Annotated in this window: 19 protein-coding genes; 5 read left to right on the forward strand and 14 right to left on the reverse strand. The window is 42.2% G+C overall.

What is annotated here, in order from left to right; all coding sequences use genetic code 11:
• Positions 1-106 precede the first annotated feature (106 nt).
• The 8 genes from AC57BQ_RS11575 to AC57BQ_RS11610 all read right to left on the reverse strand — a co-directional run bounded on the left by AC57BQ_RS11575 (position 107) and on the right by AC57BQ_RS11610 (position 11,995).
• Positions 107-1,300 carry a FecR family protein gene (locus AC57BQ_RS11575; protein WP_496406434.1) on the reverse strand — a complete coding sequence of 398 codons (1,194 nt, stop codon included), beginning with the start codon at positions 1,298-1,300 and terminating at the stop codon, positions 107-109.
• Positions 1,301-1,368: 68 nt separating this feature from the next.
• On the reverse strand, positions 1,369-1,968 hold the full coding sequence (locus AC57BQ_RS11580; RefSeq protein ID WP_496406435.1) for an RNA polymerase sigma factor: 600 nt from the start codon (positions 1,966-1,968) through the stop codon (positions 1,369-1,371).
• A 178-nt stretch (positions 1,969-2,146) separates the two neighbouring features.
• Positions 2,147-3,973 (reverse strand): DNA ligase D, encoded by a 1,827-nt coding sequence (gene ligD, locus AC57BQ_RS11585; RefSeq protein ID WP_496406436.1) that lies wholly within the window; start codon positions 3,971-3,973, stop codon positions 2,147-2,149.
• Positions 3,974-3,993: 20 nt separating this feature from the next.
• Positions 3,994-4,641, reverse strand: coding sequence for a DNA polymerase ligase N-terminal domain-containing protein (locus AC57BQ_RS11590; protein WP_496406437.1), 648 nt, complete (start codon positions 4,639-4,641; stop codon positions 3,994-3,996).
• A gap of 2 nt (positions 4,642-4,643) precedes the next feature.
• On the reverse strand, positions 4,644-5,414 hold the full coding sequence (gene ku, locus AC57BQ_RS11595) for a non-homologous end joining protein Ku (protein WP_496406438.1): 771 nt from the start codon (positions 5,412-5,414) through the stop codon (positions 4,644-4,646).
• A 429-nt stretch (positions 5,415-5,843) separates the two neighbouring features.
• Positions 5,844-7,439: a SusD/RagB family nutrient-binding outer membrane lipoprotein gene (locus AC57BQ_RS11600; RefSeq protein ID WP_496406439.1), complete on the reverse strand. Its 1,596-nt coding sequence runs from the start codon at positions 7,437-7,439 to the stop codon at positions 5,844-5,846.
• 18 nt (positions 7,440-7,457) lie between these two features.
• The gene (locus tag AC57BQ_RS11605; protein ID WP_496406440.1) at positions 7,458-10,769 is read right to left on the reverse strand and encodes a SusC/RagA family TonB-linked outer membrane protein; all 3,312 of its coding nucleotides are present in this window, start codon (positions 10,767-10,769) and stop codon (positions 7,458-7,460) included.
• Between the two features lie 44 nt (positions 10,770-10,813).
• Positions 10,814-11,995, reverse strand: a complete 1,182-nt coding sequence (locus tag AC57BQ_RS11610) for an ROK family protein (protein WP_496406441.1) — start codon at positions 11,993-11,995, stop codon at positions 10,814-10,816.
• A 117-nt stretch (positions 11,996-12,112) separates the two neighbouring features.
• Here AC57BQ_RS11610 and AC57BQ_RS11615 point away from each other — a divergent pair, with 117 nt between their 5' ends.
• A complete protein-coding gene (locus AC57BQ_RS11615) occupies positions 12,113-13,462 on the forward strand; it encodes an alpha-L-fucosidase (protein ID WP_496406442.1) in 1,350 nt (449 codons plus the stop codon).
• 160 nt (positions 13,463-13,622) lie between these two features.
• On the opposite strand, the gene AC57BQ_RS11620 is transcribed toward AC57BQ_RS11615, so the two are convergent.
• Positions 13,623-14,741, reverse strand: coding sequence for a Gfo/Idh/MocA family protein (locus AC57BQ_RS11620; protein WP_496406443.1), 1,119 nt, complete (start codon positions 14,739-14,741; stop codon positions 13,623-13,625).
• A gap of 534 nt (positions 14,742-15,275) precedes the next feature.
• Here AC57BQ_RS11620 and AC57BQ_RS11625 point away from each other — a divergent pair.
• Positions 15,276-16,295, forward strand: coding sequence for a class I fructose-bisphosphate aldolase (locus AC57BQ_RS11625; RefSeq protein WP_496406444.1), 1,020 nt, complete (start codon positions 15,276-15,278; stop codon positions 16,293-16,295).
• 63 nt (positions 16,296-16,358) lie between these two features.
• On the opposite strand, the gene AC57BQ_RS11630 is transcribed toward AC57BQ_RS11625, so the two are convergent.
• Together AC57BQ_RS11630 and AC57BQ_RS11635 are read right to left on the reverse strand one after the other, a co-directional pair.
• Positions 16,359-18,473: a beta-N-acetylhexosaminidase gene (locus AC57BQ_RS11630; RefSeq protein WP_496406445.1), complete on the reverse strand. Its 2,115-nt coding sequence runs from the start codon at positions 18,471-18,473 to the stop codon at positions 16,359-16,361.
• Positions 18,470-19,075: a TetR/AcrR family transcriptional regulator gene (locus AC57BQ_RS11635; RefSeq protein WP_496406446.1), complete on the reverse strand. Its 606-nt coding sequence runs from the start codon at positions 19,073-19,075 to the stop codon at positions 18,470-18,472. Before AC57BQ_RS11635 ends, AC57BQ_RS11630 begins: the two co-directional genes overlap by 4 nt.
• A 170-nt stretch (positions 19,076-19,245) precedes the next feature.
• On the opposite strand from AC57BQ_RS11635, the gene AC57BQ_RS11640 reads away from it, so the two are divergent.
• On the forward strand, positions 19,246-19,995 hold the full coding sequence (locus AC57BQ_RS11640) for a hypothetical protein (protein WP_496406447.1): 750 nt from the start codon (positions 19,246-19,248) through the stop codon (positions 19,993-19,995).
• Between the two features lie 83 nt (positions 19,996-20,078).
• Here AC57BQ_RS11640 and AC57BQ_RS11645 read toward each other — a convergent pair whose 3' ends face one another.
• Positions 20,079-20,996 carry a collagen-like triple helix repeat-containing protein gene (locus AC57BQ_RS11645; protein WP_496406448.1) on the reverse strand — a complete coding sequence of 306 codons (918 nt, stop codon included), beginning with the start codon at positions 20,994-20,996 and terminating at the stop codon, positions 20,079-20,081.
• Between the two features lie 240 nt (positions 20,997-21,236).
• Positions 21,237-21,620: a winged helix-turn-helix transcriptional regulator gene (locus tag AC57BQ_RS11650; RefSeq protein WP_496406449.1), complete on the reverse strand. Its 384-nt coding sequence runs from the start codon at positions 21,618-21,620 to the stop codon at positions 21,237-21,239.
• Positions 21,621-21,733: 113 nt separating this feature from the next.
• On the opposite strand from AC57BQ_RS11650, the gene AC57BQ_RS11655 reads away from it, so the two are divergent.
• Positions 21,734-23,143 carry an MFS transporter gene (locus tag AC57BQ_RS11655; protein ID WP_496406450.1) on the forward strand — a complete coding sequence of 470 codons (1,410 nt, stop codon included), beginning with the start codon at positions 21,734-21,736 and terminating at the stop codon, positions 23,141-23,143.
• A gap of 653 nt (positions 23,144-23,796) precedes the next feature.
• Positions 23,797-25,272: a hypothetical protein gene (locus AC57BQ_RS11660; RefSeq protein WP_496406451.1), complete on the forward strand. Its 1,476-nt coding sequence runs from the start codon at positions 23,797-23,799 to the stop codon at positions 25,270-25,272.
• 80 nt (positions 25,273-25,352) lie between these two features.
• Here the strand turns inward: AC57BQ_RS11660 and AC57BQ_RS11665 are convergent, their stop codons facing one another.
• Positions 25,353-26,855 (reverse strand): serine hydrolase, encoded by a 1,503-nt coding sequence (locus AC57BQ_RS11665; RefSeq protein ID WP_496406452.1) that lies wholly within the window; start codon positions 26,853-26,855, stop codon positions 25,353-25,355.
• Positions 26,856-26,909: the final 54 nt, after the last annotated feature.

A 26,909-nucleotide genomic window follows, 5' to 3' on the forward strand; every position in this document is an offset into this window, starting at 1 on the left:
GGGGGGCTTGCTTTTGGAGACCCTTTTTGTGGGGCTTATGTCTTGCGTTTTCTCATCTTATAGGGGTTTTATTGGTTTTTGATTAATTGGTTAATATTCTTCTATATTATTTCTTTTCGACCGTTACAATGTTTCCGTTAATCGTAAACTTTGCCCCACCAGTCGATTCCAGGATCTTAAATACCCTGGAAAGATTACTATCTTTTCTGATCTCTCCTGTAAAATTCAGGGTTGGCTTAGGTCCTTTGTAAAACACATCAATGTTATACCATCTGGCCAGTTGAAGCATTACATTATCGATCTCGGTATTATCAAACAGGAACAAGCCATTTTTCCAGGCCAAAATATCATCGGTATCCACTGTTTTCACGTTGAACTTATGGCTACCCGGTTCATAAACCGCTTGCTGACCCGGCACTAATAATTGATTTTCCGGCCCCTGTGAAATTTTCACTGAACCTTCCAAAAGCGTTGTTTTAAAAGCTGGCTGATCTTTATAAGCAGAAATATTAAAATGGGTTCCTAATACCTCCACCGTTTGATCGCCAAAATGTACCCTGAAAGGCATATTTTTATTCTTAGCCACTTCAAAATAAGCTTCACCGGATATCGTCACCATTCTTTCTTTACCTGTAAATGCTATGGGATAAGTAATGGATGATTCTGCGTTGAGCATAACCGTGGTACCATCGGGTAATTGTAGTTTATATTGCCCGCCCCTTGGAGTCGACATGGTATTATAAACAGGCGCTTCATCAGAAGATACGCCTTGTTTGTAGGCCAATTCGCCGTTGGCCAGCTTTACAACAGAGGCATTCCCCTGTTGAGCCAGCGTTCCGTCCTTCGCATCATTCAATACGATCTTTGCCCCGTTTGAAAGCGTCAGGATGGCTTTATTTCCACCGGGCTTTACATCATTACGAGATTTAGTTAGGTCAAGCTGTTCCGAAGAGTTCCGGCTTACATAAACATACAAACCGGCAGATAAACATAAGAATATAGCGATGGCCGCTGCATACTTTACCCATAAAAACCTGTTCCTGGTTATGGGCACAACCCTATCCGTAAAACTGTCTGTTGAATTTTCGCCTAAAACGGCATTCAATATTTTTTCGCGCTTACCTTCAGCAAAAGGATCTTGCACTGTCGGCTTACCCGACATATACATTTCCTCCATCAGCGAAGTAACCACAGCCTCAGAACCAGGATCATTAATGAGATGCATCAATTCATCCCGTTCCTCAACGGTTGCTGTTTTATCAAAATATCGACGGAATAAATAGGTTAATCTTTCAGACATGCTTTTCAGTCTTATACCACTAAAGACCCAAAAGGATTAGAAAAGGGGTAATGCCAAAAAAAATATTTTTAAATAAAAATCAACGGGGTTAATAAAATCAGGAGGATGACATCATTATTTTCCAGACTGATGCTGTTTTTAATGGCACGCAGGGCCAATTTCATGTGTTTTTTAACGGTTTCGGCAGAGATATTTAAAACCGTGGCGATCTCCTCATACTTTAAACGTTCGTTACGACTCAGGAGATAAACTTTTTGCTGTTGCGGCGGCAATTTGTTGATCGCTTTGTCAATCTGGATGCGATAAGACTCTTCCGTACTTACCTGATCCAGTTCATAGATCTCCTCTTCAAATTGTTTTTCCCAGGCTAATTGCCGTACCCGTTCACTTGCTTTTTTCCGCAGGAAATTGTAGGTCTGATTCCTACTGATAATGAAAAGGTAATAACTAAAGTTATCTATTTCGGTGAGGCATTCTCTTTTAGTCCAGATCTTTATAAAAACATCCTGTACAATTTCTTCGGCCAATTCTACAGACTCTGTTAGTCTTACCACATAATCACCCAGCTGCTTATAATAAGCATCAAAAAGTTTTGTAAAAGCGCGCTCGTTGCCGCAGGCTACCTGCTTTATCAACTCACTTTCATTGGATAGGGGTTTTATGGCCAACTTTTGCTTCTGTTAATTCCGTTTTAAATTTATGTAAAATTCGCTCCGGTCAAACTAATTTAACATAAAAAAGAAGGTACGATTTTTCAGCCTTTTGCACAATAAACCGCAATAGAATTTTGTACGATAGCAATTGCACGGAAAGACCGCAATATAGAAGCATGAAGAAGCTGAATGTTTATTTTCCCTTTATTAATTTAAGCGCTTCCTTTAAATTTCCGGGAGTAGCTGTTAAATTTTCCCAGGGATCCTGTATTTTCTTTACCCTTTCTGGCATGTTATAAATTGTATAATCAGATAGTTTAAGCTGATCATTCACTTCATGCCAATGTAAAGGAGCCGAAACCGTTGCACCGGGCTTCGGCCTGACAGCGTAAGGACAGGCCACTGTTTGCCCACGCCTGTTTTGTAAAAAATCAATGTAGATCTTGTTTTTTCTCTTAGCCGGGCTTCTTTCTACACTGGTTGTGCCTGGCAGCTCCTGATGGATCAGGTTGGCTGTGTACTCAGCAAACATTTTAACAAAATCGTAATCATATTTTGCGCCCAGGTAGCAATAAATATGCAGGCCTTTTGAACCTGATGTTTTAATAAAAGCATCAAGGTGCATGCGGTCAAAGATCTCTTTTGTTTTTAATGCCGCCTCTACCGCCTCGGTAAACGGTACATCATGAGGGTCAAGATCGATCACTACAAACTCCGGATTATCGGGTTTCTTATAGGAGCTTAGCCATGGATTAATTTCAATACAGCCCAGGTTTACCATATACAGTAAAGTCGCGGCATCTTTCCCGATGATGTAGTTGATATCTTTATCATTACTTTCCGAGTGCAGGGGCTCTGTTTTTATCCAGGCAGGTAAATGTGTGATATCAACATCCTTCTGAAAAAACCCACCGTCTTCGATGCCATTAGGTTGGCGGCGCATGGAGATAGGCTTATCTTTTAAATAAGGTACAATCCAATCCGCCATATGCTGATAATAGCTAATTAATTCGCCTTTGGTTATCCCCTCCTGCTTCCAGAAAACTTTATTCAGGTGAGTTACTTTCAACTTTGTACGACCAAATTCAATCGTTTCTTCATCGGCCATTTGTTTCTCAGGTGTTTCCATAATTACATCCTCCGTGTCCTTATCTATTCGCAATCCTTTAAAAACGGGCTGCCTTAAATGGCCATCCGCCGTCCACTCCGCATACCAGACCTCACAAACCAGTTCTGGCCGCAGCCAGGTTACTTTAGTGGCTTGATGGGGCTTTTCTTTGAAGGGCTTTTTATCTGTTTCTAACAGGTGCAATTTTTCATACAGTTCTTTTAAGCCGGTTTCATTAAAACCTGTTCCGCAATTACCAATGTACCGGATACTTTCGCCTTCATGAATACCTAATACCAGGGCCCCGAAATATTTTCTTGATCCGCCGGGTGCCGTATAACCACAAATAATAGCCTCCTGCGAGTTTCGTAATTTAAATTTCAACCACCTGTCTGATCGCTTTCCGCTGTGGTAAGTACTTTCTTCATCTTTACCGATGATCCCCTCCCATCCTAAGGATTGTGCTTTTTTAAATAGATCAATCCCGTTGCTCTCGATATGCGCATTGTAAATGATAGTCCCGCTATTCAATGGTTCTATCAATGCTTGCAATAATTTTTTGCGTTTCACTAATTCCAGGTTGCGCAAATCGTGTCCTTTAAGGTTCAGCAGATCAAAAACATAATACTTAAGGATCAAATTAGCATTGTCGCCTTCATAGTGCTGAATATCCTGGAAACGACTTTTACCACTTTTACCTTCAATAACTAACTCCCCATCCAATACGGCATCCTGATCAATCTGTTTTAGCGCATCTATTACCTTATCATACCTCTCGCTAAAATCTATCCCATTACGCGAGATCAGTTTCGTGTTTTTACCTGTGTATCCAATGGCGCGATAACCATCCAATTTACGTTCATATACCCACCCTTTCCGATCAGAAACATTGGTTTCCAACTTAGCCATCATGGGTGTATAAGCTTTTTCGGCTATACGTTTTTCACTCTTTTCAGGTCCGGGCTTTTTTTTTTGACCTCGATTTCTTTATGATCTGGTAATGAGGTTGCTTCCCCGTTTTTGTTATTCCGCATTTTTTTAATGTCGGCAGGCACCAGGTCTTCGCTACTATATTTTCTTTTTACAGCAAAATCATCCGAATGTTTGATCAGCAACCAGGCATTATTTTCGGCATTATGCAATTTTACCAGGGCAAATTCGCCTTTTAGCTTTTCGCCGTTTAGTTTAAACTTCAGGTTACCGCTTTTTAAACCGGCTCTTAAGGTTTTTACATCATCGGCCCGGGATTCAGCAAGTGATTCATAAGTACCATGATCCCAGATCAATACAACCCCAGCCCCATAATTACCATTCGGAATGATCCCTTCAAAAAATTGATAATCAATGGGATGATCTTCTACCATCATGGCCAGGCGTTTATCGCCAGGGTTCATAGACGGGCCCTTAGGCACAGCCCAACTTTTTAAGGTACCATCCAACTCCAATCTGAAATCATAATGCAAATTGGTGGCATGGTGCCGTTGCACTACAAAAGACAGTGTTTTACCAGTGCTTTTTCCAGTTTTAGGTTCAGAAGTTTGTTTAAAATCGCGCTTTTTGATATAATCCGTTAAGCCCATTTTTATGCTCCTTTCTTGGTCTGCAAACTTTCCATCAATTGTTCATACAGATCATCGCTTGTGGTTTTATGCGGTTTCAGCTTTTTGATGGTTGGTCGTTTTCCTTTTGCTTTGGCTTTAATAATGTTTAGCAGTTCATTACTGTACTCATCTTTAAACTTCGAGATATCAAAATGCTCGGTATATTGTTTGATCAGCGCCAAACCAACATCCAGTTCCTTTTTGGTGATCCCAACATTGTCGGCAATATTTAACTCATCCGTTGGTCTGATTTCCTGGGCAAAACGAATACGGGTTACTACCAGCACATTGTCTGATGGGTGAACAATACATAAACTCTCGGTATTACGTAATACAAAGCGAGCCAAACCAACTTTTCCGGATTTCACCATGGCCTTTAATAAAAGCGCGTAAGCTTTGTTGGTGGGAATATCAGGTTCGATGTAATAGGATGTTTCATAATACATAAGGTCAATATCGGCGATGTCGACAAAATTCTCAATCTCGATCACTTTGCTTTTTTCGGGGGCCGCGTCTGCAAAGTCACCTTCCTCTACTATTACATATTCATCCTTAAGCTTATAACCTTTAACAATCTTATCGTACGGTACCTCTTTATGCGTTTGTTCGTTAACCCGTTGGTAACGGATCCGGGAATGATCCCTGCCATCCAGCATATCCAGATCAAGGGAACTTGTTTGCACAGCCGAATACAACTTAATTGGGATGCTAACCAGTCCAAACCCGATCGACCCTCTCCATATTGCTCTCATACTAAAATATTTAAGAATACTTATAGTATAACCCAATAGGCCTGGCCTGGTTTGCTTTAAAATAAAATCATCCAACAAAAGAGGCTGTGCTATAAATCAAATTGATCATTCTTGGTGTTGTGTTACCGATGAATTGAAATTTAGCCGATAATATTTATGCAAAATTGGGTTTACATGTTTTTTGAATAAAAATACACAATTAATTGATTATCAATTATATAAATCAATGTTAACCATAAAAAGTGTAAACCATGTAAACCCACTTTTTGTTAATCGAGCCAATCCAACCCAAGGCTATACATCGCTTAAGTATCTGAATAAATCAAAAAAAAGAGGCTGATCATGATTTATGATACAGCCTCTTTACTATAGAAAACAGTAAAAAAGAGGCGCCCACTATGGTGAGCAACCCCTTAATCAACTATTGTATTACTTTACATCCCAGAATATTTTTGCATTACGCTTATCCTTAGCCTGTACATCACTGTAGTGGCTGTTAAAGCCGGTTTCGATACTTGGATATACCAACCTTGTTGGCGGAGTAGTATAATTAGCCAATTTACCTGCGCTTGGGAAGGTTAGTACAGGATATTTAGTTCTCCTGTATTCGCTCCAAGCCTGTGTACCTTGCATAAATCCAAAATGAGCCCATTTTTGAATCCATATTTTCGCCAGCTTATCTGTTTGCGAACCTGTGTAAGCAACAGTAGCAGAGGCAAGGAAAGTTGGAATATCAGCAGCGTTCAACGTCGGTTTAACACCTGTGCCTAAGCTATTCAGGTAAAAATAGAAGTAAACTGACTGACTAATCGCTGTTTCATAAGCAGCTTTAGCATCACCGCCACCCCAACGCTCAAAAGCCTCGGCTTTCAGGAAATTAACCTCGGGCGCGGTAATTACAATACCCGGAAGTTTATTATTCGTTAAGAAAGTAGTTGAATCAACCACTGAGTATTTAAGAGCCTCTGCCGATGCCTGATCACTTGTAAACGTTACCGGCATCGCTCTGTAAACAGGGTTACCTGGATTACCGGTCACCAATGCGTTGCTGCCTTTGTCAAATAACACCGGGATCCTTGGGTCATTAGCCGGCAACATTACTGTATTTAACAGATAGTCAGGAGCGTAATTACTACCACCTTCGGTAAGAGCGCTTTGTAACGACCCCGTGTAGGTAGTTAATGGCACCAATAAAGCATCGGTAGTTGCAGGATTATATGCAGCCACATTTCCGCCATCCATCAATGGGTATGATGTTGGATCGGACAGCATTTTGGTAACTTCGGTTTTTGATCCCGCTTCGTCATAAAAAGACATACGCATCAGCAGGCGCAAACGGATAGAGTTAGCATAACGTCTCCATTTATCTACACTACCACCTAATAAAATATCCTGAGTGGTAAATGCCTTACTTGCCTGACCCGATAAAGTAGCCGTTTTAAAATAAGTAGAAGCGGCATCCAAACCGGCAATAAAAGTTTTGTAAAGCGCTATCTGATCGTCAAATTTAGGGTTCTTAACCGTAGCACTTGTTTCCAAACTACCGGCCTCACTAAATGGGATATCGCCCCAGCAATCAACCATTTGCGCTGCCTGATCATAAAGAGCTACCCGGGCAGCATTCATGATCACATCATTGTTTGCCTTATCCGTAGCCGACATTTGGTTGTAAGTAACTTCCATGGTGCGGTACAAAGCCATCACACCATTGGCAGAACCATTTGGATGATAAAAATCCTCCCAACGGCCACCCATATAGCCATCATTTGGTTGATATACCGTATTGGTATTAGGCAGAAAAGAGGTTTGTGAAAAATCAGCTGTTGCTGTTAATATAAACGTTCTGTAGTGCCAGTATTCGGCTCTTACCCTGGTATTGTTCAACATACCTGTAAACATATATGGAATAGTTACTACAGCTGTTTTTTCAGGGTTATTAAATTTTTCGTCGATGCTTTTTTTGCAGCTTCCTAATGATAAAGCCAGCAAAAACGCGTATCCTATATTTTTAAAATTCTTTTTCATAATTAATGACTTGTGCTATTAAAAATTCGCGTTTAGTGAAAATCCAAAACTCCTGGTTGCCGGTGATGAACCTTCGTCAACACCTTGTCTGTACCATTTGTCGCCAATTGGGGCTTCCGGATCCAGGTTTTTAAGTGTGCGGTAGATGTACAGTAAGTTTCTGCCTACTAAGGAGAACCTTAAGTTATTTACGTGCAACGCTTTGCTTACACTGGCAGGCAATTTATACCCAAACACAACTTCGCGCAATTTGATGTAGTTGTTTTTAAATACCGCGTTTTCATTCACCGAGTTCTCGCCCCAGTCATAAGTATTTAAGTAATAGGTAGCCGCATCAACAATAGTGCTGTTTGCTTGTCCGTTGTCATTTACACCTTGTAGTATTACACCATCATGGTATGTTTTGCTACCGCTTGGTGCAGCTCCTAAGTGTTTGCCGCCACTACCATCAATATAATAAGCTAAACCACCGTGTGATTCATCACGATATTGTAAAGTACTTTCGTACATACCGGCAGCAGTACCATATTTTAATGGGTTTGATACCATTTTACCACCAAAGCGATAATCAACTAATACATCAAGTGAAAAACCTTTGTAGTTGAATGTATTGGCAATACCACCTGCAATTTTAGGCTGTATATTACCTACGTTTACATATTTTGATTTATCAATAGTATATAAACCATCGCTGTTCACAATCTTATTGCCATTAGCATCTTTTGCTATTGGGTAAACTAATATGTTACCAATAGGCTGGTTTGGCTGAGCTACTACCAATAACGCAGACTGGTCGCCAGTGTAGAATGTCAGCCTGTCAAAACCAGGGGCCAGGTTATTTACCTTAGAATGGTTAATCGCAAAGTTTAAACGGGCATCCCAGCTGAATTTACCGGTGATCGGTTTACCGCTGAAACCAACTTCCAAACCATCACTGTGCAAAGTAGCAGCATTGGCCAGTAAGCTCGAAGCTCCGGTTGTAGGTGCCACGTTCAATGCCATAATTACGTTTTTAACCTGGTTAGTATAGTAAGTGAAATCCAAACCTAAGCGGTCTTTCAGGAAACGTGCCTCCAAACCATACTCCTGCTCATATTTCATTTCAGGTTTCAGCTGTAGGTTACCATAAGTAGCATCATAGGTAAGCTGTGTAACAGAGCCGTTTTGTGTTTGTAATGACGATTGGTTGTACAACACGTTCGGAACATACCTTGGCGCTTTATTACCAACTACACCATATGAAGCTCTTAATTTTCCGTAGCTGATAAATTCAGGCATTTTAAACGCGTCTGTAAATACAAAACCTCCATTTACCGATGGATAGAAGTAAGTGTTGTTTTGTGTAGGAAGCGTTGAAGCGGACTCATTACGCGCTGTACCTTCTAAGAAAAGGTAATTTTTATAGTTAAAGTTCAATATTCCAAATACAGCCTGGCTTTTCTGATAACCCCTGGTAGCACTTGTATTTGGCACCCCGTAAGAGTTTGAGATAGAAAAGAAGTTTTCGGTTACTAAACCACCATTGGTACCTGACGATTGATCACGATAGGTTTCGCTACGTGAAGTATAGCCACCACTAACAGACATGTTAAGGTCTTTAGTCAATTTTGGTGAATAGGTTAACAATAAATCGCCGTAAGTGGTAGAATATTGCCCTTTGCTAACACCGTAATAACCAGTACTTGATGAACCGTTAAAAGCTGCAGGGTACTCATTATATTGTTGTGATTCGGTGTTACGACCGGTATAATCACTACCGATACGACCTCTGAATTTTATGTTTTTAAACACATCCCAATTTAAAGTAGCACTGGTGATCAACCTGTTTTCGGTTTCATCCTCGCTGTTCTTTAATTGTGTCCAGAAAAAGTCCATAATATCAGCACCGCTCATATTGTATTTAAAAGCCTCAGCTGGGTTTCTGGACGCATTAGCCAGCGTTACATATTTGTAACCATCTGATGTCTGATAGTTATCCAACAATACGTCCGCTTTTTCTGAACGGTTTAGGAAGCCACCAAAGTTGGCTAAAACACGACCTAACTGGTATGGACGATTGTGGGTTAATGTATTAACATAACTCGCAACGATGTCTGTGCTTATTTTGTCGCTTAACTTAACCGTAGTGTTTAAGTTAAAGGAATTTTTTTGTTGTTTTTGACCGCGTTGTATACCAGTATAATCCAAACGGGTTGCCGACAAACGGTAGTTAACCTTATCTGTTTGATTGGAGATAGCGATATTGGCGTTTGAGCTATAACCTGTTTGAAACAGATCTTTGTAGTTATTAGGCTGTGGGGTATAATCCCTGATCTGGCCGTCCCACCACCTGATCTTCTGACCTTCCATTTTAGGGCCGAACTGGGCATATGAGCTAAAACGCGGCCTGTAACCTGATGGTGAAGCAGGATCAGCTAACCAGCCATCTTCGGTAAAACCACCGGCAAGGTTGGTTGCACGGTCATAACCAGGGCCGTAAACATTTTGGAATTTTGGTGTAAAAGCAACTTGTTCAGCAGTACCTACGTAGTTGAAATCAACACCAAGACCTCTTGATTTGGAGCCTTTTTTGGTAGTGATAACAATAGCGCCACTCATGGCGTCTGAGCCATAAAGCGCTGTCGCGCTCGCGCCCTTTAATACGGTAAGGCTTTCGATATCCTGTGGGTTGATGTCCAGGATACCATTACCCCTGATACGCTGATCAGACCAGTATCCGTCGTTATTTGAACCACCCGCGCCAGCTTCGCTATTGTTACGGATAATAACACCATCCACAACGTACAGTGGCTGCGTGTTGTAATTAAGCGAGTTGATACCACGTATCTGCACGTTAACCGCGCTGCTTGAACCACCCGGAGCTGTAGTGATCTTAACACCCGGAGCTTTACCATACAATGCCGAAGCAAAGTTGGTATTACCAGCCTCTGTCAGTTGTTTGGCAGTAACCGTAGTGGTAGCATAACCCAGTGAACGCTCCTGGCGTTTAATACCAAATGAAGTAACAACCACTTCATTTAGTTCGCCCTTGCCAAGAGCCAGCGTTACGTTGATCACGGCATCATCGCCAACAGTAACCTCTTTTGCTGCATAGCCTACAGACGTAAATTTAAGTACTGCGCCTTTGGCTACTTTAATGCTGTACGCGCCGCTTGAGTTGGTTTGCGTACCCGTTGTTGTGCCCTTAATAACCACACTAACACCAGGTAAGGGGCCGCTATCATCGCGCACCACTCCCGTAACATTTGTTTGGGCAAATACATTTGCCGAGATAAAAAGAGGCAGTAGCAGGACCACCCACTTTTTTAAGTTTAGATAAAATTGTTGCATGAAAATTAATTAATTAAGTTAAAAAAAGAAGATCTTGGGTATGTTTAAGCAGGCTCGGAAATATTGGCCTGCGGACTAAGTTTATACAGATTTTCAATCACGGTGGTCACTCCTCCTAATAGTTGCGCGTTATTGCCCAGGTTCGAGACCGCCAATTGCGTATAAGTAGTTAAATGGGGGATGCAATGTTCATTCATTGCCTGCTGAATGGGACTAAGCCATAATTTGCCGATGACGCTCCCTTTCCCGCTTAAAATAATACCTTCGGGATTCATCAGATGTACCAGGATAGCCAGGCCCTGACCAATGAAATAGGCTGCTTCAGCAATTATTTTTACGGCGAAAGCATCGCCTTTAAGTGCTTCGGCGATGATATTATCTGCCGATACGGTATCGTATTTTACAAGACTGCTTACCTGCCCTTGCTTTAAGCCTTCAATAGCTTTGGCTTCAATAGCCAGTAAAGAGGCCTCTGTTTCCAAACAGCCTTGCTTTCCGCAAGAGCATAGCTTTCCGTTTTTATGAAGTGGTAAATGGCTAAACTCTCCTGCAAAACCACTGTGCCCCTTAAATATTTCTTTGTTGATGATCATTCCCAAACCAACTCCCCAACCCAGGTTAATGATCATGGAATTATTACGCGCTATAGGGAGACCAAATTTTTGCTCGGCAAGGGCTATAGCCGTCGAATCGTTTTCTATAAAAACCGGCAATTCAACCTGCTTGCTTATATAGTTTACCAATGTTCCTTCTGGGGTTTTCAGAAAGCTCAGGTTATTACCCAAAAAAGCGTCGATAAAACCCGGCATGGTAATGCCTATAGCCAGGAACTTATCTTTAGGCAGCCCCGAATTAATAACGGCAGCTTTAATATGGGTTATTAATGTATGGACGGCATCATTGTTATCACTAAGCTTTAGCTCAAATTCCTGAGTATCACCCACAAACTCATTACCCATATCGGTAATAGCTATACGGGTCATAAACTGGTTCATCGCAACCGAAATAATAAAACCGGTATCAGCTATCAGCGAGTAGGTTGCCGGTTTACGGCCCCCGCTTGATGTTCTTATACCAATTTCCTTTACGATATTTAGCTTGATTAAGTCGGCTATCCCCTTGGTTACGTAGGGGATGCTTCTGCCAGTGTCGACGCTGAGGTCGTTTAGCGAAGCTGTTTTACTGTAATACAGCCCTTTAATGATATCAATGTGTTTAAAAAACATATAGCAGGAGGTTATATCTGCATATATAAAAAAATTAATTTAATAAAAAAAGAAATCTTTTTAATTTTTTTAAAAAGTATATATAAACATTTATAATCTGATTAATTACTTTTGAAAATGCTTAAAAAATTATCACACACTTTTATAGTATTGTTTACCCTGCTATGTACAAGCAATATACAGGCACAACACCATGTAAATCCTGATGAGATCAAAGAAAAAATGCAATGGTTTGCCGATGCCAAACTGGGCATATTTATTCACTACGGCATCTACTCTGTAAAAGGGATAGATGAAAGCTGGAGCTTTCACAACAAAAAGATCAGCTATCCTGATTATATGAGCCAGTTAAAAGGCTTTTCGGCAAGCCAGTATAAACCCAATGAACTGGCCGACCTGATTAAGGAAAGCGGTGCCCGTTACGCTGTAATGACCACTAAACACCATGATGGTGTGGCTTTATGGAACAGCAAATACGGTCCGCTAAACGTGGTGCAGAAAACTCCTGCTAAAAGAGACCTGTTAAAACCACTTTATGACGCTTTACGCCAGCGTGGGGTAAAAGCTGGCGCTTATTTTTCGCTGATTGACTGGAGCCATGCCAATTATCCCGGTTTTTTAAAGGATAGCAGCAGGTACCAGGTAAAAGATCAGCCTGCTAAATGGACTAAATATTTAACTTTTATGAACGGGCAACTGGATGAGCTTGCCAAACAATATAACCCCGACCTTTGGTGGTTTGATGGTGATTGGGAACACAGCGCCGAAGAATGGAACGCTTCTGGGGTCAGACAAAAATTGTTAAGTTACAATCCTAATACCATCATCAACGGCCGCTTACAGGGCTATGGAGATTATGATACGCCCGAACAAAATTTCCCGGTATCAAGACCCGGCTATAAATGGTGGGAGCTTTGTATGACCACTAATGATAACTGGGGTTTTCAGCCGCAGGACAAGAATTTCAAAACACCTTATGAGATCATTAGCATTTTTACCGATGCCGTAAGCTATGGCGGCAATTTACTGTTGGATATTGGCCCCAAAGGCGATGGTAGCATCCCGGCAGAAGAAGTAAACCTGCTTAAAGAACTGGGTGCCTGGAACAAAAAGAACGGCGAAGGCGTTTTTAATACCATTGCCGGTATGCCGCAAGGCCATTATTACGGTGCAAGTACTTTATCAAAAGACTCCACTACGGTATACTTGTTTGTACCTGCTAAAACAAGCGCGCCTGTGTTAGTAAAAGGATTAAAAAGCAGCATCAAAAAAGTAAGCGTTCTGGGCAGCGATACTCCACTGACCTATAAAATTGTGGGTAAGATATCCTGGAGCCCAGTACCAGGTTTAACGTACATAAGCATCCCCGAAAACTTGCAGGACAAATACATGTCTGTCATAAAAATTGAATTGAATGGCAAACTCGACCTTTATCGTGGTAAAGGCGGTTTCCTGACTAATGAATAGAACGTTGGCTAAATCCATCCCAACATCGCTATTCTTTTCTATATGTCATTGCGAGGAGGTACGACGAAGCAATCTCGTAGCTGTTCATTCCAACAAGAATGCGAGGAGATTGCCACGCTTCGCTCGCAATGACATGCTTTTTTATTATCAGCACCCAAAACTAAAAACTGATAGCAACCTTTGACCCGGTTTTTACCGCCTGGTAAATAGCGTCAATAATTTTCAGGTCTTTTACCGCTTCTTCTCCATTTACCGGCACTACAGGCTGTTTATTATCAAAAATAATTGCCGACATTTCTTCCATTTGTACCGTTTGGTGTGTAGTAACCGGCTGGGTGAGTTCGCCTTTGTGGGTACGTCCCTGTATTGGGCCATAACCTGTAGATGGCTGCATCTCTGCAAAACCCTTTTCACCGTCCAGGAAAAAGCGGTCGAGGTTATTCATATTATAGGTTGATAAGCAGGATGCCACGGCTCCGCTGGGAAAGCCAAACTGAAACTGGATGGTTTCGTCCACCCCTTCTTTAAATTTCACAGGGTCGGTTTTGGTTTCCTGGGCAGTAACCCAAACAGGCTCTTCTCCGGTCATATAACGCGAGCCGTTGATAGCGTAAATGCCAATATCCATCATAGAGCCACCGCCGGCCAGTTGTTTATTTAGTCGCCATTGTGTAGGGTCGCCAATTTTAAAACCACACTGACCCTGAAAAAACAAGATCTTCCCAAACTCGCCGCTATTCCGCATCCGGATCACTTCGAGCGTTTTGGGCTCAAAATGCATGCGGTAACCTACCAGCAATTTCACATTAGCTTTTTTACAGGCATCTACCATCTCCTGCCCTTCTTTGGCGTTTATGGCCATGGGCTTTTCGCAAATGGCATGTTTGCCTGCTTTAGCCACCCGTATTACCATATCATGATGCAACCCGTTCGGTGTGATCACATAAACGGCATCGATATCGGGGTTATTTTTGATGTTATCGAAATTCTCATAATTGTAGCAATTCTTTGCCGGGATACCGTACTTGCCTTGCCAGTCCTTAACTTTTGAGGGCGTACCGCTGATTACGCCAACCAGCTTAGCTTTTACGCATGATTGCATGGACTCAGCAACGCGCGTCCCATAGCTTCCGAGTCCCATAATAGCTACACGGAGCACACGACCTTCATAGGCAGCTTCGTTATTATTCTTCATGTCGGCCCATCCCGAAAGCGGGGCCAGATGTAAGGCTAAGGCAGAGATCCCTAACTTCTGTAAAAAGTCGCGGCGTGAATTCATAGGTATTGGTTTTAAGGTTCGTAATCGATTACAATTTAGGCTTTTTTACAAAACCCTTAAGCATTAGAAATGTTTTTTTTATCCACTTTTGCCGGAAACAGAGGTCTGAAATAAGATAGGTAGCATTCCCTTTTATTTTAGTATATTTGTATACAACGGCCCGGTTTTCTCCCAAACAGAGAGATTCGGGCCGTTTGCATAAAGACCCAAACAGGCTAAAAAACGACTGATTTTAAGTTAGTTATTTGAATATCAAACATTTAATACTTTTTAAACCTTTCAAAACCCATCAAAAATTTGTTAAAAAGTGTTAAAATGGCATTAAAAAAGTGTTAAACAGGACAAAAGATACCCGGTTTTACCCTGTTTTCGACTAAAAAAGTGTTAAAATTTAAGGTTTAAAAAGTTTTTTCCGGCTATCAATTTTCATCATAGTCACATATTCCAAAATCGTCTTTTTATTGCCCCTGATGGTTTAGTATATTTACAACAAAGCAACGCTTCCCAGCGTTTACTTTACATACCTCATACCCCATGAATAAACAAACTTTAAAAAATACCGCTCAGCAACTAATGGCGGGCGACAAGGGCCTTTTGGCTATGGACGAAAGTGTGGCCACCTGCAATAAACGCTTTGCAGAAGCAGGCATACCACAAACGGAAGAATACCGCAGAAAATACCGCGAACTGATTGTAACAACACCCAAATTGGGCGAATGTATAAGCGGCGCCATCCTGTTTGACGAAACTACCAAACAGGCGGCTGCAGATGGTACACCATTCATTGATCTGCTGGTTAAAGCCGGGGTGATCCCGGGCATTAAACTGGATGAAGGCGCCAAAGATATGCCCGCTTTCCCGGGTGAAAAAATAACCGAAGGTCTTGACGGACTGCGGGAAAGATTGAAAAACTATGCTGCAGCCGGTCTCAGGTTTGCCAAATGGCGTGCTGTGATCGTTATTTCGGGCGATACACCAACAGATGGTAGTATTTATGCTAACGCCCATGCCCTGGCCCGTTACGCGGCTCTTTGCCAGGAAGCGAATGTGGTACCCATAGTGGAGCCCGAAGTGCTAATGGATGGCAACCACACCATTGAACGCTGTTTTGAAGTAACCCAACGGGTATTGCATATTGTATTTGAAGTGCTGATACAACAACGTATTTACCTGGAAGGCATGATATTAAAGCCCAACATGGTGGTATCTGGCGTTGGCGCTTCTGAACAAGCCACCATTGAACAGGTTGCCGACCTAACCGTTCAGTGTTTACTGCGTTGCGTTCCTGCAGCGGTACCGGGTGTGGCCTTTCTGTCGGGTGGACAACCGGCCCCTGATGCAAGCGCGCATTTAAGTGCTATGCATGTAAAATATAAAGGCAAATTACCCTGGGCACTCACTTTTTCGTTCGCCAGGGCGGTTCAGCAACCGGCTATGGAATATTGGCAGGGAAAAGATGAGAACGTAACCGTTGCCCAGCAACTATTTTATAAACGCCTGAGCATTAATAATGCGGCACGGCGCGGTGAATACACACCGGCACTTGAAGCTTAATTTACCTAAACACCACAGCAAGTCGCTGAAATAGACCACTTGCTGTGGTGCTTATACCTGATCTCAGAAAATAGGATAGCTCGCCGGCTCCACATCCATCTGTTGAGTGACCAATGCCCTTATCTCGGGGATAACGGATAGTTCAACCTCACCATAAAGTTTTTTCATCTGATCAAGCGTGCCCGACCGCTGTTTTAGCCAATCGGCCGATGGTTTTTCTTTATTTTGTAATAGTTTGATGGCATCCAGCCCGATCACTGCCGCAGCGTATAGTTTTTTTGAATTTTCATTAATGTTGTTGTCTATTAATCCCCTATCTATCAGGAGTTCTAATGCGGCACGATGATCACGCCATTTTTCAAGCTGCAAGGTGATGGCTGTTGCATCTGTATCATTATGTTTATCCAAATAGCTCTTTACAGCCACTCGAAATTGCCTTTTTACTTCCGAATCAACAAAAACAATATCGGACACGGCTGTCAGTGGCATGGTTTGATAGCTCATACTTTTGGGGGCAGTCATTCTTGCAAACAGTTTTTTATAGCCTTTTAGCGGGGTTAAAACATCCGTTAGTGTTTTTAAAGGTGCAATATCAGCACCACCGGTAAAGCGCCGTAAAGCACGTTCATAACTACCGATATGCTGCACACCAATTTCATCCAGCTGATGGCTGATCACAAACAGGCGGCGGTACATATCATCTGCATCATTTACTTTATAGGGCGACCATAGCCTTTCGGCAACGGCAGCGGCCCGCGGCCATATCCGGGTTTCGATATTATCTTGATCAACCGCCTCGGCCCATTGCGCGGCCTCGCCACCTAAAACTTTTGACGCTACACTATCAGGGATATTAGTCGCGAGCAGATCATTCTGATAATGTATATATGCCGGCATAAACAAGTCCAAATAAAAACCTTTGGATATAATAACCGGGTGCCCCAGCTTAGCGGCCTCGTTCATTTTGGCACCGTCAGTCCATACTTGTACGGCTACATCCTTTGGGAGATCTTTGGATAACAGCTCTTCCCAGCCCAGGGTGTACCGGTGATGTTTGGTTAATATCTGTTGTACGCGCTTTACAAAATAAGCTTGCAGAGCATGGGTATCGGCCAGGTTGTTCTTTTGCATAAATGCTACTATATCCGGGTTATTGCGCCAGGACACACCGTTATTTTCATCAGCGCCGATGTGGATATAAGGCGAAGGGAAGAGCGCCGCCATTTCGCCCAGGAATTTATCAATGAAGGTATAGGTTGATTCTTTTGAAGGGTCAAATGAGGGCGTTGGATAGGTATTGATCATTTTCATGATATCCATCAGGCCCATAGGCTTGTCGCCCAAATCAAATCGTGGGCCTGGTTGATAGGTCTGTCCCGGGGTGCTTGATAAATTAGGATATCCGGCTAAAAAACCGGTGGTATGCCCGGGCATATCAAATTCGGGCACAATGATTATGCCCCGTTGTTTGGCGTAAATGATCAATTGTTTTATTTGTGCCTGTGTAAAATATTCGCCGTAGGAGCCCTTCTTCTGCAATTCAGGGAATACCTTTGATTCCACCCGGAAACCTTCATCGTCAGACAGGTGTAGGTGTAAAACATTCATTTTTACAGCCGCCATGGCATCTATATTTCTTTCGATCACCTCAACCGGGATAAAGTGCCGGGCCACATCAATCATCAATCCTCTCCATACAAAGCGGGGAGCATCCTGTATACTAAGCGCAGGCAAAAAAAAGCCTTCCTTATCGTGCTGTACCAGCTGTAGAAAAGTTTCAAGGCCATGTAAGGCGCCCGCTGTGGTTGGTGCCGCCAAATGTATATTTTGGGGTGTAACGGTTAACGTATAGGATTCATCACTACCCGGGATCGCTTCCTTGATCTGTTTAACTTGGATGATCAATGAACTCGTATCACTGGCATCCTTAGCGGTTATCCGTTGCTGCCTGAAATAAAGGGCGGTGCGCCGGTTAAGCGTTTGAAAAGCCCTGTTAACAGCAAAATATAGAGTACTATCTCTCGGGTCAGCTTTTACCGCGATGGTAAAATTGACGTTCAGTTGAAAACGCCCGCTACCAAGTGATACATGCTGGGGTACAGGCAAAAGCGAGCTATTTTGTGCGTTAGCTGTAAATACAGCATAAAACAAAAAACTGATCAGGAGCATTTTTTTCATGGTGATAAGTATTTAAGGTTATCCAATATTTTTATTCCTTTGGGCGTACAAATTCCTCGCAGATATACTACCAGCGTATTTGAGGCGAGTTCAAAAGGACTCAGGTTAAATTTTCGATATTCCCCGGTACGGGTAAGCGATCTGTACAGCAGGTACAAAGCGGTTAACACTACGGAGGTATTAAGCTCTGGCCTGAAAAAACCTTGCTCTATACCATTTTTGACGACATCATTAACATATTGACTATTGTTTTCAAAATACCTGGCAATCACTTTATCCTGCATTTCGGGATAGTAATAGTTCAGGTCGTGGTAAAACACCGGTGCTACTTTAAAATCCTCCTCCAGGCTCATAAAAAATAACCGGAACAGCTTCTCTGCCGGATTGTCGCTACTTGCCATCAGCTTTTTAAAATCCAGGCTCATTTTTTCGTAATGAACTAAGAGGCAAGCTTCGAGCAATTCCTCTTTGCTGCTGAAATATTTATACACCGTTTTGGTCGAAATACCTAATGGGGCCACGATCTGCTGAACGGTCATTTTCCGGATGCCATTGAACAAAAACTGCTTAAGCGAATTTTGGATAATATCTTCTTTAGTCATAAATGGAAAATAAAATTAAAAAAATATTTTCCATTTACAAATAAATCTCTTGCTTAATCAGCTATTATAAAGCATGTTTAAACATAATTAATAATCTGAATATGAGTATTCTAACCTATTTGTTTATTGATTTTTTCTTTATCTTATGCCACATTCAAAAAACCTAAATAATGAATAACAACCTTTACCTTAGTGCCGGAAAACTTTTCCTGGTGATCAGTATTATCGCCATAGGCGCAATTCACATCATATCTGGTCATTTCCCAGTCGGATTATTGCCCGTCGCGGCCTCATTGCCAGCAAAACAGGCATTGGCCTATTTAACGGGTTCGCTCATGATAGTGGCAGGCATACTTGTCCTGGTCAAAAAATACACGGCGTACGGCGCATTATTAGCAGCACTGTTGTATTTATTAGCCTTGCTCCTGATCCACGTACCAAAAGTATTGGCCGAACCCAACAATCCATCAGAATGGACGAGCACCTTTGAAGTTATCTGTATTATGTCCGGCGCCCTTATCCTGTTAGGTAATATCAGCAAAGACGGTGGTTCTAAGCTAATAAAAACCGGCACTTATCTTTTTTCAATTGGCCTGCTGGTATTTGGTGTACAACATTACATGTATGCCCAGTTTGTAGCCAACCTGATACCTGCCTGGATACCCGCTCGTTTGTTTTGGGACTACCTGGTGATGGCTGCCTTTTTCGCTTCCGGAATAAGTTTTATTATCAACAAACTAACCAGATTGGCCGGTGGGCTTTTAGGCCTCATGTTTTTGATATGGGTGCTGATACTCCATTTACCGCGTGTTATAGCCAATGTACACACCGAACCCGAATGGACAAGCCTGTTTGTAGCCCTGGCATTTAGCGGTATATCTTTTTTAATAGCCGGTTTAGCTACTGCATCAAAGAATTAAAATTACCTGAAAAGCCTGCAGACCGAATGGTCTGCAGGCTTTTATTTTTTTTAGTTATCCCTTTTATCAGGACGTTTTATTTATCAATGATCCTCTGGTATCCGTAAATAACGCTGTAACGTTGTATAATTCAAAGTACCAGGAATACTAACTCCGCCCGGTATAATTACAAAACGAAACTGGTGAGCATTAGAAATGTTGGTATAAGCGTTCAGGCTGCTTATTAATTTAACCCTTACTTTGCCCAGCGAAACAACATCAGACCAGGTATCTAAATTAGGAGTTGTGCCTTGCAGGTAAGTAATAATGATAGGCAACTGCCCTACCTGGTCTGTAGGCCAGATAACCGGATTATAACCATTTAACTTGCCAAAAGCTATTACAGTACCTTTATCAAGCACATTTTGCGTAATAGCCGGAATACTGATATCATGGTAAAATCCCAATGATCCAAAAACAGTTTCCTGTACATAGGTAGTTGGAGTAAACCAGCCGGTGTACATCACGTTGGCAGTACCCGGAGGGCCCTGTGCCCCTTTGAATGATACCGGTGCTCCCCATCCTCCGTCGGTTTTAGGACCGTACAATAAATAATTTACCACATCAAGATAATAATCGCCATTATTACCTAATGAACTGGCAGGAACTCCTGTTCCGTTAAGGATCTTATTACCAGGTGCGCCAGCGGCACCGGCGGGTCCTTTAAGTGCGAAACCCGTGCCCCAGCCTGCAGCAGTTTTAGGTCCGTATAGCAAGCTGGTAGATATGTTCAAATAAAAATCACCAACCGCGCCTGTAGTTGTGGCCGGAACTGTTGTGCCACTGAAGATAACGCTTCCGTTTTGCCCGTTAGCTCCCGGAGGGCCTGCGGGGCCAACTGCGCCCTGTGCACCTGTAGTTCCTTGTGAGCCTGCAGGGCCAACAGCCCCATCTTTTCCACACGATGCTGTTATCAACATTACCAACGCTGACAACACAAATAAGTAATTAAGTTTTTTCATGAAATTTGATTGTTAAAGAGTTATAGAATTTATCGGTACAGATAATACTGCGGCTCAAAGTTGAGCACTGCAACATCAAAAACACACCGTATAACTACCTTAAAATCAGCGTATTTACACTCAATTCACCAACTTAAAAACGCGTATTTATACCTATAGAAAACAGGTTAATTATGACGACGATTCTTTTCTCGACCTGGCGATCCCCTATAATATATGAAGATGTCTAACTGATTTGAATTATTTAATGCTCTTTTTCATCTGGCAATAATTATTGCCCCAATCACACAGCGCATCCATAATGGGGATGAGCGTTTTACCCAGCTCGGTAAGCTTATACTCTACCCGCGGAGGAGATTCGGCATAAGCTGTTCTTAAAAGGATGCCGTCGCGTTCCAGTTCTTTAAGCTGGGCGGTCAGCGTGGCCTGGGTGATATATTGCATCTTTTTCCGGAGCACGCCAAAGCGCATAGGGCACTCCTCCCTAATCTTGTTGAGCAGCATCAGCTTCCATTTTCCGCCAATAATGTCCAGTGCATTTGTCATCGGACAGTTATCTTCCAAAAATTCTTCATTTTCGGTTTTTATAACCAGCTGATCGTCATTATTAGTATCATTTTTCATACTTAGTATCCTCCTTCAAACTACTTGTGAGCTTTTTCCGCCGCACCCATCTTTGAACCGTAAAGTTAACAAAATCAGGCTTAAGGCCGGTTAAATTCATTTATCTGCAAATTATGAACAAGCAAATTTCAAGGTGGTTTCTGCTGGTTATCTTGTCGTCGGCAGTGTTTTTATCAGTGATCGATATATTCATCGTTAATGTAGCTATCCCCTCCATAAAAAGAGGCATACACGGGTCCGACAGTGATATCCAGCTGGTTATTGTACTATACCTGCTGGGCTACGCCGCCTTCCTGATCACGGGTGGCCGGGCCGGCGATCATTATGGCAAAAAGAACGTTTTTATAATTTCTATGCTGCTGTTTATTGTTACCTCCTGCCTGTGTGGCTTTTCGCAAACCGCCTGGCAGATCAACACTTCGCGTTTTTTGCAGGGTATCAGTGCCGCTTTTATGATCCCGCAGAGCATTACCTACATCCAGGTACTTTTTCCACTACACCACGACCGCATCCGGGCCCTGGGTATTTATGGCAGTATAGCTGGTACGGCATCGGTTATAGGGCAGTTTTTAGGTGGACTGCTGCCCGATATCCATTTTTTGATGGACGGCTGGCGACTCATTTTCCTTATCAATCTGCCCATAGGTTTGGTTGCGGTGATATTGGCTGTCATATTTCTGAAGGATACCAAAACCTCCAAAAAATCACGGTTTGACCATTCTGGTGTTAGCTTATTGACAGTAGCCCTGATAACCCTCATTTATCCGCTGGTACGTGGCCCTGAGCTTCATTGGCCCTGGTGGAGCATGGCATCTATCGCGCTCTCACTCTTGTTGTTATACCTGTTTGTGCTCGACCAGCGCCGGAAACTGCATAACGGCCAGGAGCCTCTGGTTGATGTCCGCCTGTTTGGGTTTAAGGACTTTAATATTGGCCTTTGCGCTGTACTGTTCTACTTTATGGTACAGGATACCTATTTTGTGATCAATGTGATCCTGTTCCAGAATGGCTTTGGCATCAGCTCGTCCGAAACCGGGGTGTTCTTTGTGTTCCAGGGTGTTGGGTATGTGGTGGCCTCGCTGTTGTCCCTTCGCCTGGTACCACGTTATGGCAAACGGGTGCTGCAGGTTGGTGTTTTGATCATGGTTACTTCGCTCCTGTTTCATTTACTGTTTTTCAATTCAGCGACAGTCAGCAGGTATTTACTATTACCTGTGCTTTTTATTTATGGTACCGGCTGCGGATCAGTGCTGCCATCGTTGTTGACTATGGCCCTCAAAAGCATCCCAACCCGTTTTGCAGGGGCCGCTTCCGGAACTTTCTCCACCTTTCAGCAAACCGCTATTGCTTTGGGGATAGGTATTGTAGGTGGTGTATTTTTTTACCGGCTGGCCGGCGATACCAGTTTGGCCGGATACATATCGGCTTACCGGCTGGCTACCGGGATCAATATTTTTTTGCTAATTATTGTGAGCCTGTTTCTTTTTTTGCTGCCAGATAAACCGCAGACAAAAACTTTTTAAACCTTAAATTTTAACAATTTTTTAGTTAAAAACAGGGTAAAAACGCATCAATTTGCCCATTTTAACAAAGTTTTAACGCCATTTTAACACTTTTTAACAAATTTTTGATGGGTTTTGAAAGGTTTAAAAAGTATTAAATAATTGATTATCAAATAACTAGATAAAAAACAATCGTTTTTTTAGCCTCTTTTGACCCTTATGCAAACGGCCCGGTTCGCTCTTTTGGGAGAAAACCGGGCCGTTGTATATACAAATATACGATTTTTTTGGGTGGGATAAAAGCTTTATCAGTGGCTCTCTCAGTATCCTTTCAGAAAGCCCAGAGCGGCCTGAAGACAAAATAATTTCAAATCAACTACAATCAGCTACTCTTTTTTCAAATAAACATAGCCAAATCACGTAAAATATCAAAATTTTAGCCACACTACCTATTTAATTTACATCTATTCAATAAATCAAATTAAAAAAATCACAAAAACACTTAATAATCAGTAGTTTTTTTTAGATCGATATTTTATTTTATAAAAGTAATTTATAATAAGCTATATATTTATAAATAACATTTTTACAATTACAATAATCATAAAAATTACAAAAATAAAGTAAAATATCAATAAAATATTAAATTTAAGTCAAACTTTAAACTCAATTAAATGAAAAATCTCAAAAACCACACATTTATTGTATTTATTTTTGCCACAAGTTTAATAGCTTGCAAAAAAGATCTCAAACCCATTACCCCTATTACTAAAACAAGGGGCAAAACCCAGGACGCGCTTAACTACTCCTTTAATTGGGAAACGGCAACAAGCATGCCGGTTAACCCAAGTTCTCCAACAAGTGTATCTCTTCCATGGCAAAGTCAGTCGGGCACCCCTATTGATGCTTACCTTGTTAGTGATTATAAAAGCGCAGACGGCTGGAAATTGGTTTACAATACGTTTAATACTACTGTTTACCCAACTGCCAGTCAGCAGCCGGCTGGTGGCTTGTATTTTGCCTTATATAATGTTTACAGGGGCTTGTTAAGGTTCTATTTATATATACCTCCATCGTATATTAATAATAATGTAGATATTGAGCATGGATTAAGCCTTTATACAAACAATAGTACAACCTCCAAAATGCTGAATTTTGAAGGCGGGGATATTGTTGATGTCACTGCTAATACAAGTGTTTTTACCAAAACCAATAATAGCGGTGTTTCTTATGGCGGTGGATGGTATGCCATGCAATATCAAATTGCTTATGACCCTAATTTTGCAGCAACCACCTACCCTAACCTGGGCTTTACATGGAATTCAAGAACAGTAAGTATTAGTCAAATAAATTTGAATGGTACCTCAACAGGGGGGATAACCGGTAACATAACCCAAAAATCCAGTGGTTTTAATTGGGCAGGAGCTTTAATTAATGCCGGATTATCCGCTGTAGAAATATACGGAACTGCAGGTTTTGCTGCCGGGACAAATATTGCCGGCGCTGCTTCCGGTGGTTTAGCAGGCAATATAACCGGATTTTTAGATGCTATTTTTGGAGGGAGCAGCGGCAATACCCAGGAAGTTGACTTAAAAATGAATTCAACCATTACCATGAATGGAACCTTGACAGCCAGCCAGCCCCTTGTACCTAACAGTCTTGTGGTACCAGGTCAAACTGTTGGCAATTCGGTAGGCGCCCCTCCTCCGTTATATACTTCGCCCTTAGGTGTATTTAATTTTCCTAATAAACCAACTGTACATATTACCAGTACAAAAACCACAGCCCCTTCCAGCTGGGACGGCCCGGCCAATGCTTATTATGTAAACACCTTTACTTTAGATCCTTCTTTTGTTACCTCTATACAAAAAAACACCGCTGTTACAGGTTCCGCAACCGTAACTGTACAAAATGCCCAGGTATTGTTAGAAAACCTGGATGCGTCAAGTTCATTTTATAATTACTCGGCAGCCACAGAAACCATTGGAAATATTGCAGTTATTGATAATACTACCATTGATGGAAGAAAGCTTACCCCAACTACTGAAACTGCTTTAGTAAGGGTAACCGTTTTGGTAACCCCGAGCAATGGAACAACTCCCCCCATAAGAATTGTTAAAACTTTTTTAGGGACTTTGGTAACGCCATAGTTCATTATATTTTGCTTGTGGTACGGTGATAACACCGGCCACAAGCAAAAATGACACTGTCTGCGCTTCACTGCACGCCCCTACTTACCTGCTTTGGCAAAATTGGCCAGCTGGTCGGCAGCGTTTTTATTATTGGGGTTTAATTCCAGTGAGCGTTTGTAATTTTTGATAGCCGAAGCCCTGTCGCCGTTGGCTTCGTAGGCATCAGCAACGCTGTCATACACGTTGGCGCTTGCAGGATAAAGATTTACGTTAAGGTTTAATATGTCCAGACCCTCCTTTTTCTTACCTTGCCACAGAAGAAAGTAGCCCCAGCCATTTAGCTGATTTTCTGTTAATTGAAATGCCGGGTCTTTCTTTTTCAAATCATGAGCCACTTTGATGGCCTTATCAAAACCTTGTTTCAGTAGTACCGTACGCAGTTTTTTAACCGAAGGCGGCAAGCCAAAACCGTTCGCCGCTTTCATATCCGGTATGTAAAACCCGGCCATTTCATCAATAAATTGCTCGGGGTTGGTACCCTGCAAATTGGATAAAACGATGATAGATAGATCGTCCTTAGGATAAACAAACAGCGCGGAGCGGAAACCGCCAACAGGCGCGGCTGCAGGGTGTTCATCCCTTACCGCCATAGGCCAGCCCAAGGCATATCCGTTCAGCAGATCGTCAAAACCACCTGTTTTACCATTGTTGAGTATAGCGGGTGTCCATAGGGTGGTTAAGCTTGCTTTATCTTTCAGCAATTTGCCTTGTTGCAAGGCCAGTACCCAATTGGCCATTTCTTTAGCGGTTGATAATATGCTTGCCGCCGTCCTGAAAAATACGGGAAACTCCGCGAAGGCGTTTTTCAATTGGTCGCCCTTATTCCACTGTCCGTTTACATTGGTCAGGAAAGTATAACCTCCGGCATAATGCGGTATAATATCTGCGCCATCGCCAAAGCGGGTTTGGGTCATGCCTACAACCTTAAACTGGTTATCTTCAATAAATTTAGTAAAATGCTCGCCACTTAGTTTGGTAATGATCTTGCCCAGGATCACGTAACCGGTTTGATTGTACTGAAACCTGTCGCCCGGTTTAAATGCCATAGGCAGGGTTTTAACCTGGGCCCAGGCGGCATCCTCTACCCCATTTGCCAATACATGTTCATACTCATCAATAATATTTGGCAACCCCGAACTATTGGTGAGTACCTGTTTTAGTGTGATAGGCTGCCACGCGGCTGGCAGACTGTCCAGGTATTTCGATATCGGGTCGTTAATATTCAGCTTACCCTGTTCGGCCAGTTGCATAATCGCTACACCTGTAAACGCCTTGGTCATGGAGTTGATAGAGAATACGCTTTGATCAGTGGTAGGTATATTGTTCTCCAGGTTGGCCAAACCATAAGCGCCAAGCTTTACAATTTTGCCGTGCTGTATAATGGCCACCTGCAGCCCGGGGGTCTGCAAAGCTTTCATTTTATCCTTAAGGAACAGCTCGACACTGTCTGATACCGATTGTGCAAATACAGCGGTATTGATAAGAGTAACAAAAGCTAGCAGGGCGAATTTGATGATGCCTTGTTTTGTAGGGTAGTGCATATTTTTAAGTTGATGTATGGTGCTAAGACGCCAGGGGGAATTAAAACGTCACTG

This window comes from Mucilaginibacter sp. BGA-UO-ETr-C110, from assembly GCF_059567985.1.

Coding starts and splice junctions, on each gene's coding strand:
- AC57BQ_RS11635 (WP_496406446.1), bottom strand. CDS start 19,075: ATGACTAAAGAAGATATTATCCAAAATTCGCTTAAGCAGTTTTTGTTC.
- AC57BQ_RS11625 (WP_496406444.1), top strand. CDS start 15,276: ATGAATAAACAAACTTTAAAAAATACCGCTCAGCAACTAATGGCGGGC.
- AC57BQ_RS11650 (WP_496406449.1), bottom strand. CDS start 21,620: ATGAAAAATGATACTAATAATGACGATCAGCTGGTTATAAAAACCGAA.
- AC57BQ_RS11665 (WP_496406452.1), bottom strand. CDS start 26,855: ATGCACTACCCTACAAAACAAGGCATCATCAAATTCGCCCTGCTAGCT.
- ku (WP_496406438.1), bottom strand. CDS start 5,414: ATGAGAGCAATATGGAGAGGGTCGATCGGGTTTGGACTGGTTAGCATC.
- AC57BQ_RS11615 (WP_496406442.1), top strand. CDS start 12,113: ATGCTTAAAAAATTATCACACACTTTTATAGTATTGTTTACCCTGCTA.
- AC57BQ_RS11630 (WP_496406445.1), bottom strand. CDS start 18,473: ATGAAAAAAATGCTCCTGATCAGTTTTTTGTTTTATGCTGTATTTACA.
- AC57BQ_RS11590 (WP_496406437.1), bottom strand. CDS start 4,641: ATGGGCTTAACGGATTATATCAAAAAGCGCGATTTTAAACAAACTTCT.
- AC57BQ_RS11640 (WP_496406447.1), top strand. CDS start 19,246: ATGAATAACAACCTTTACCTTAGTGCCGGAAAACTTTTCCTGGTGATC.
- ligD (WP_496406436.1), bottom strand. CDS start 3,973: ATGATGGCTAAGTTGGAAACCAATGTTTCTGATCGGAAAGGGTGGGTA.
- AC57BQ_RS11600 (WP_496406439.1), bottom strand. CDS start 7,439: ATGAAAAAGAATTTTAAAAATATAGGATACGCGTTTTTGCTGGCTTTA.
- AC57BQ_RS11620 (WP_496406443.1), bottom strand. CDS start 14,741: ATGAATTCACGCCGCGACTTTTTACAGAAGTTAGGGATCTCTGCCTTA.
- AC57BQ_RS11655 (WP_496406450.1), top strand. CDS start 21,734: ATGAACAAGCAAATTTCAAGGTGGTTTCTGCTGGTTATCTTGTCGTCG.
- AC57BQ_RS11605 (WP_496406440.1), bottom strand. CDS start 10,769: ATGCAACAATTTTATCTAAACTTAAAAAAGTGGGTGGTCCTGCTACTG.
- AC57BQ_RS11645 (WP_496406448.1), bottom strand. CDS start 20,996: ATGAAAAAACTTAATTACTTATTTGTGTTGTCAGCGTTGGTAATGTTG.
- AC57BQ_RS11610 (WP_496406441.1), bottom strand. CDS start 11,995: ATGTTTTTTAAACACATTGATATCATTAAAGGGCTGTATTACAGTAAA.
- AC57BQ_RS11575 (WP_496406434.1), bottom strand. CDS start 1,300: ATGTCTGAAAGATTAACCTATTTATTCCGTCGATATTTTGATAAAACA.
- AC57BQ_RS11660 (WP_496406451.1), top strand. CDS start 23,797: ATGAAAAATCTCAAAAACCACACATTTATTGTATTTATTTTTGCCACA.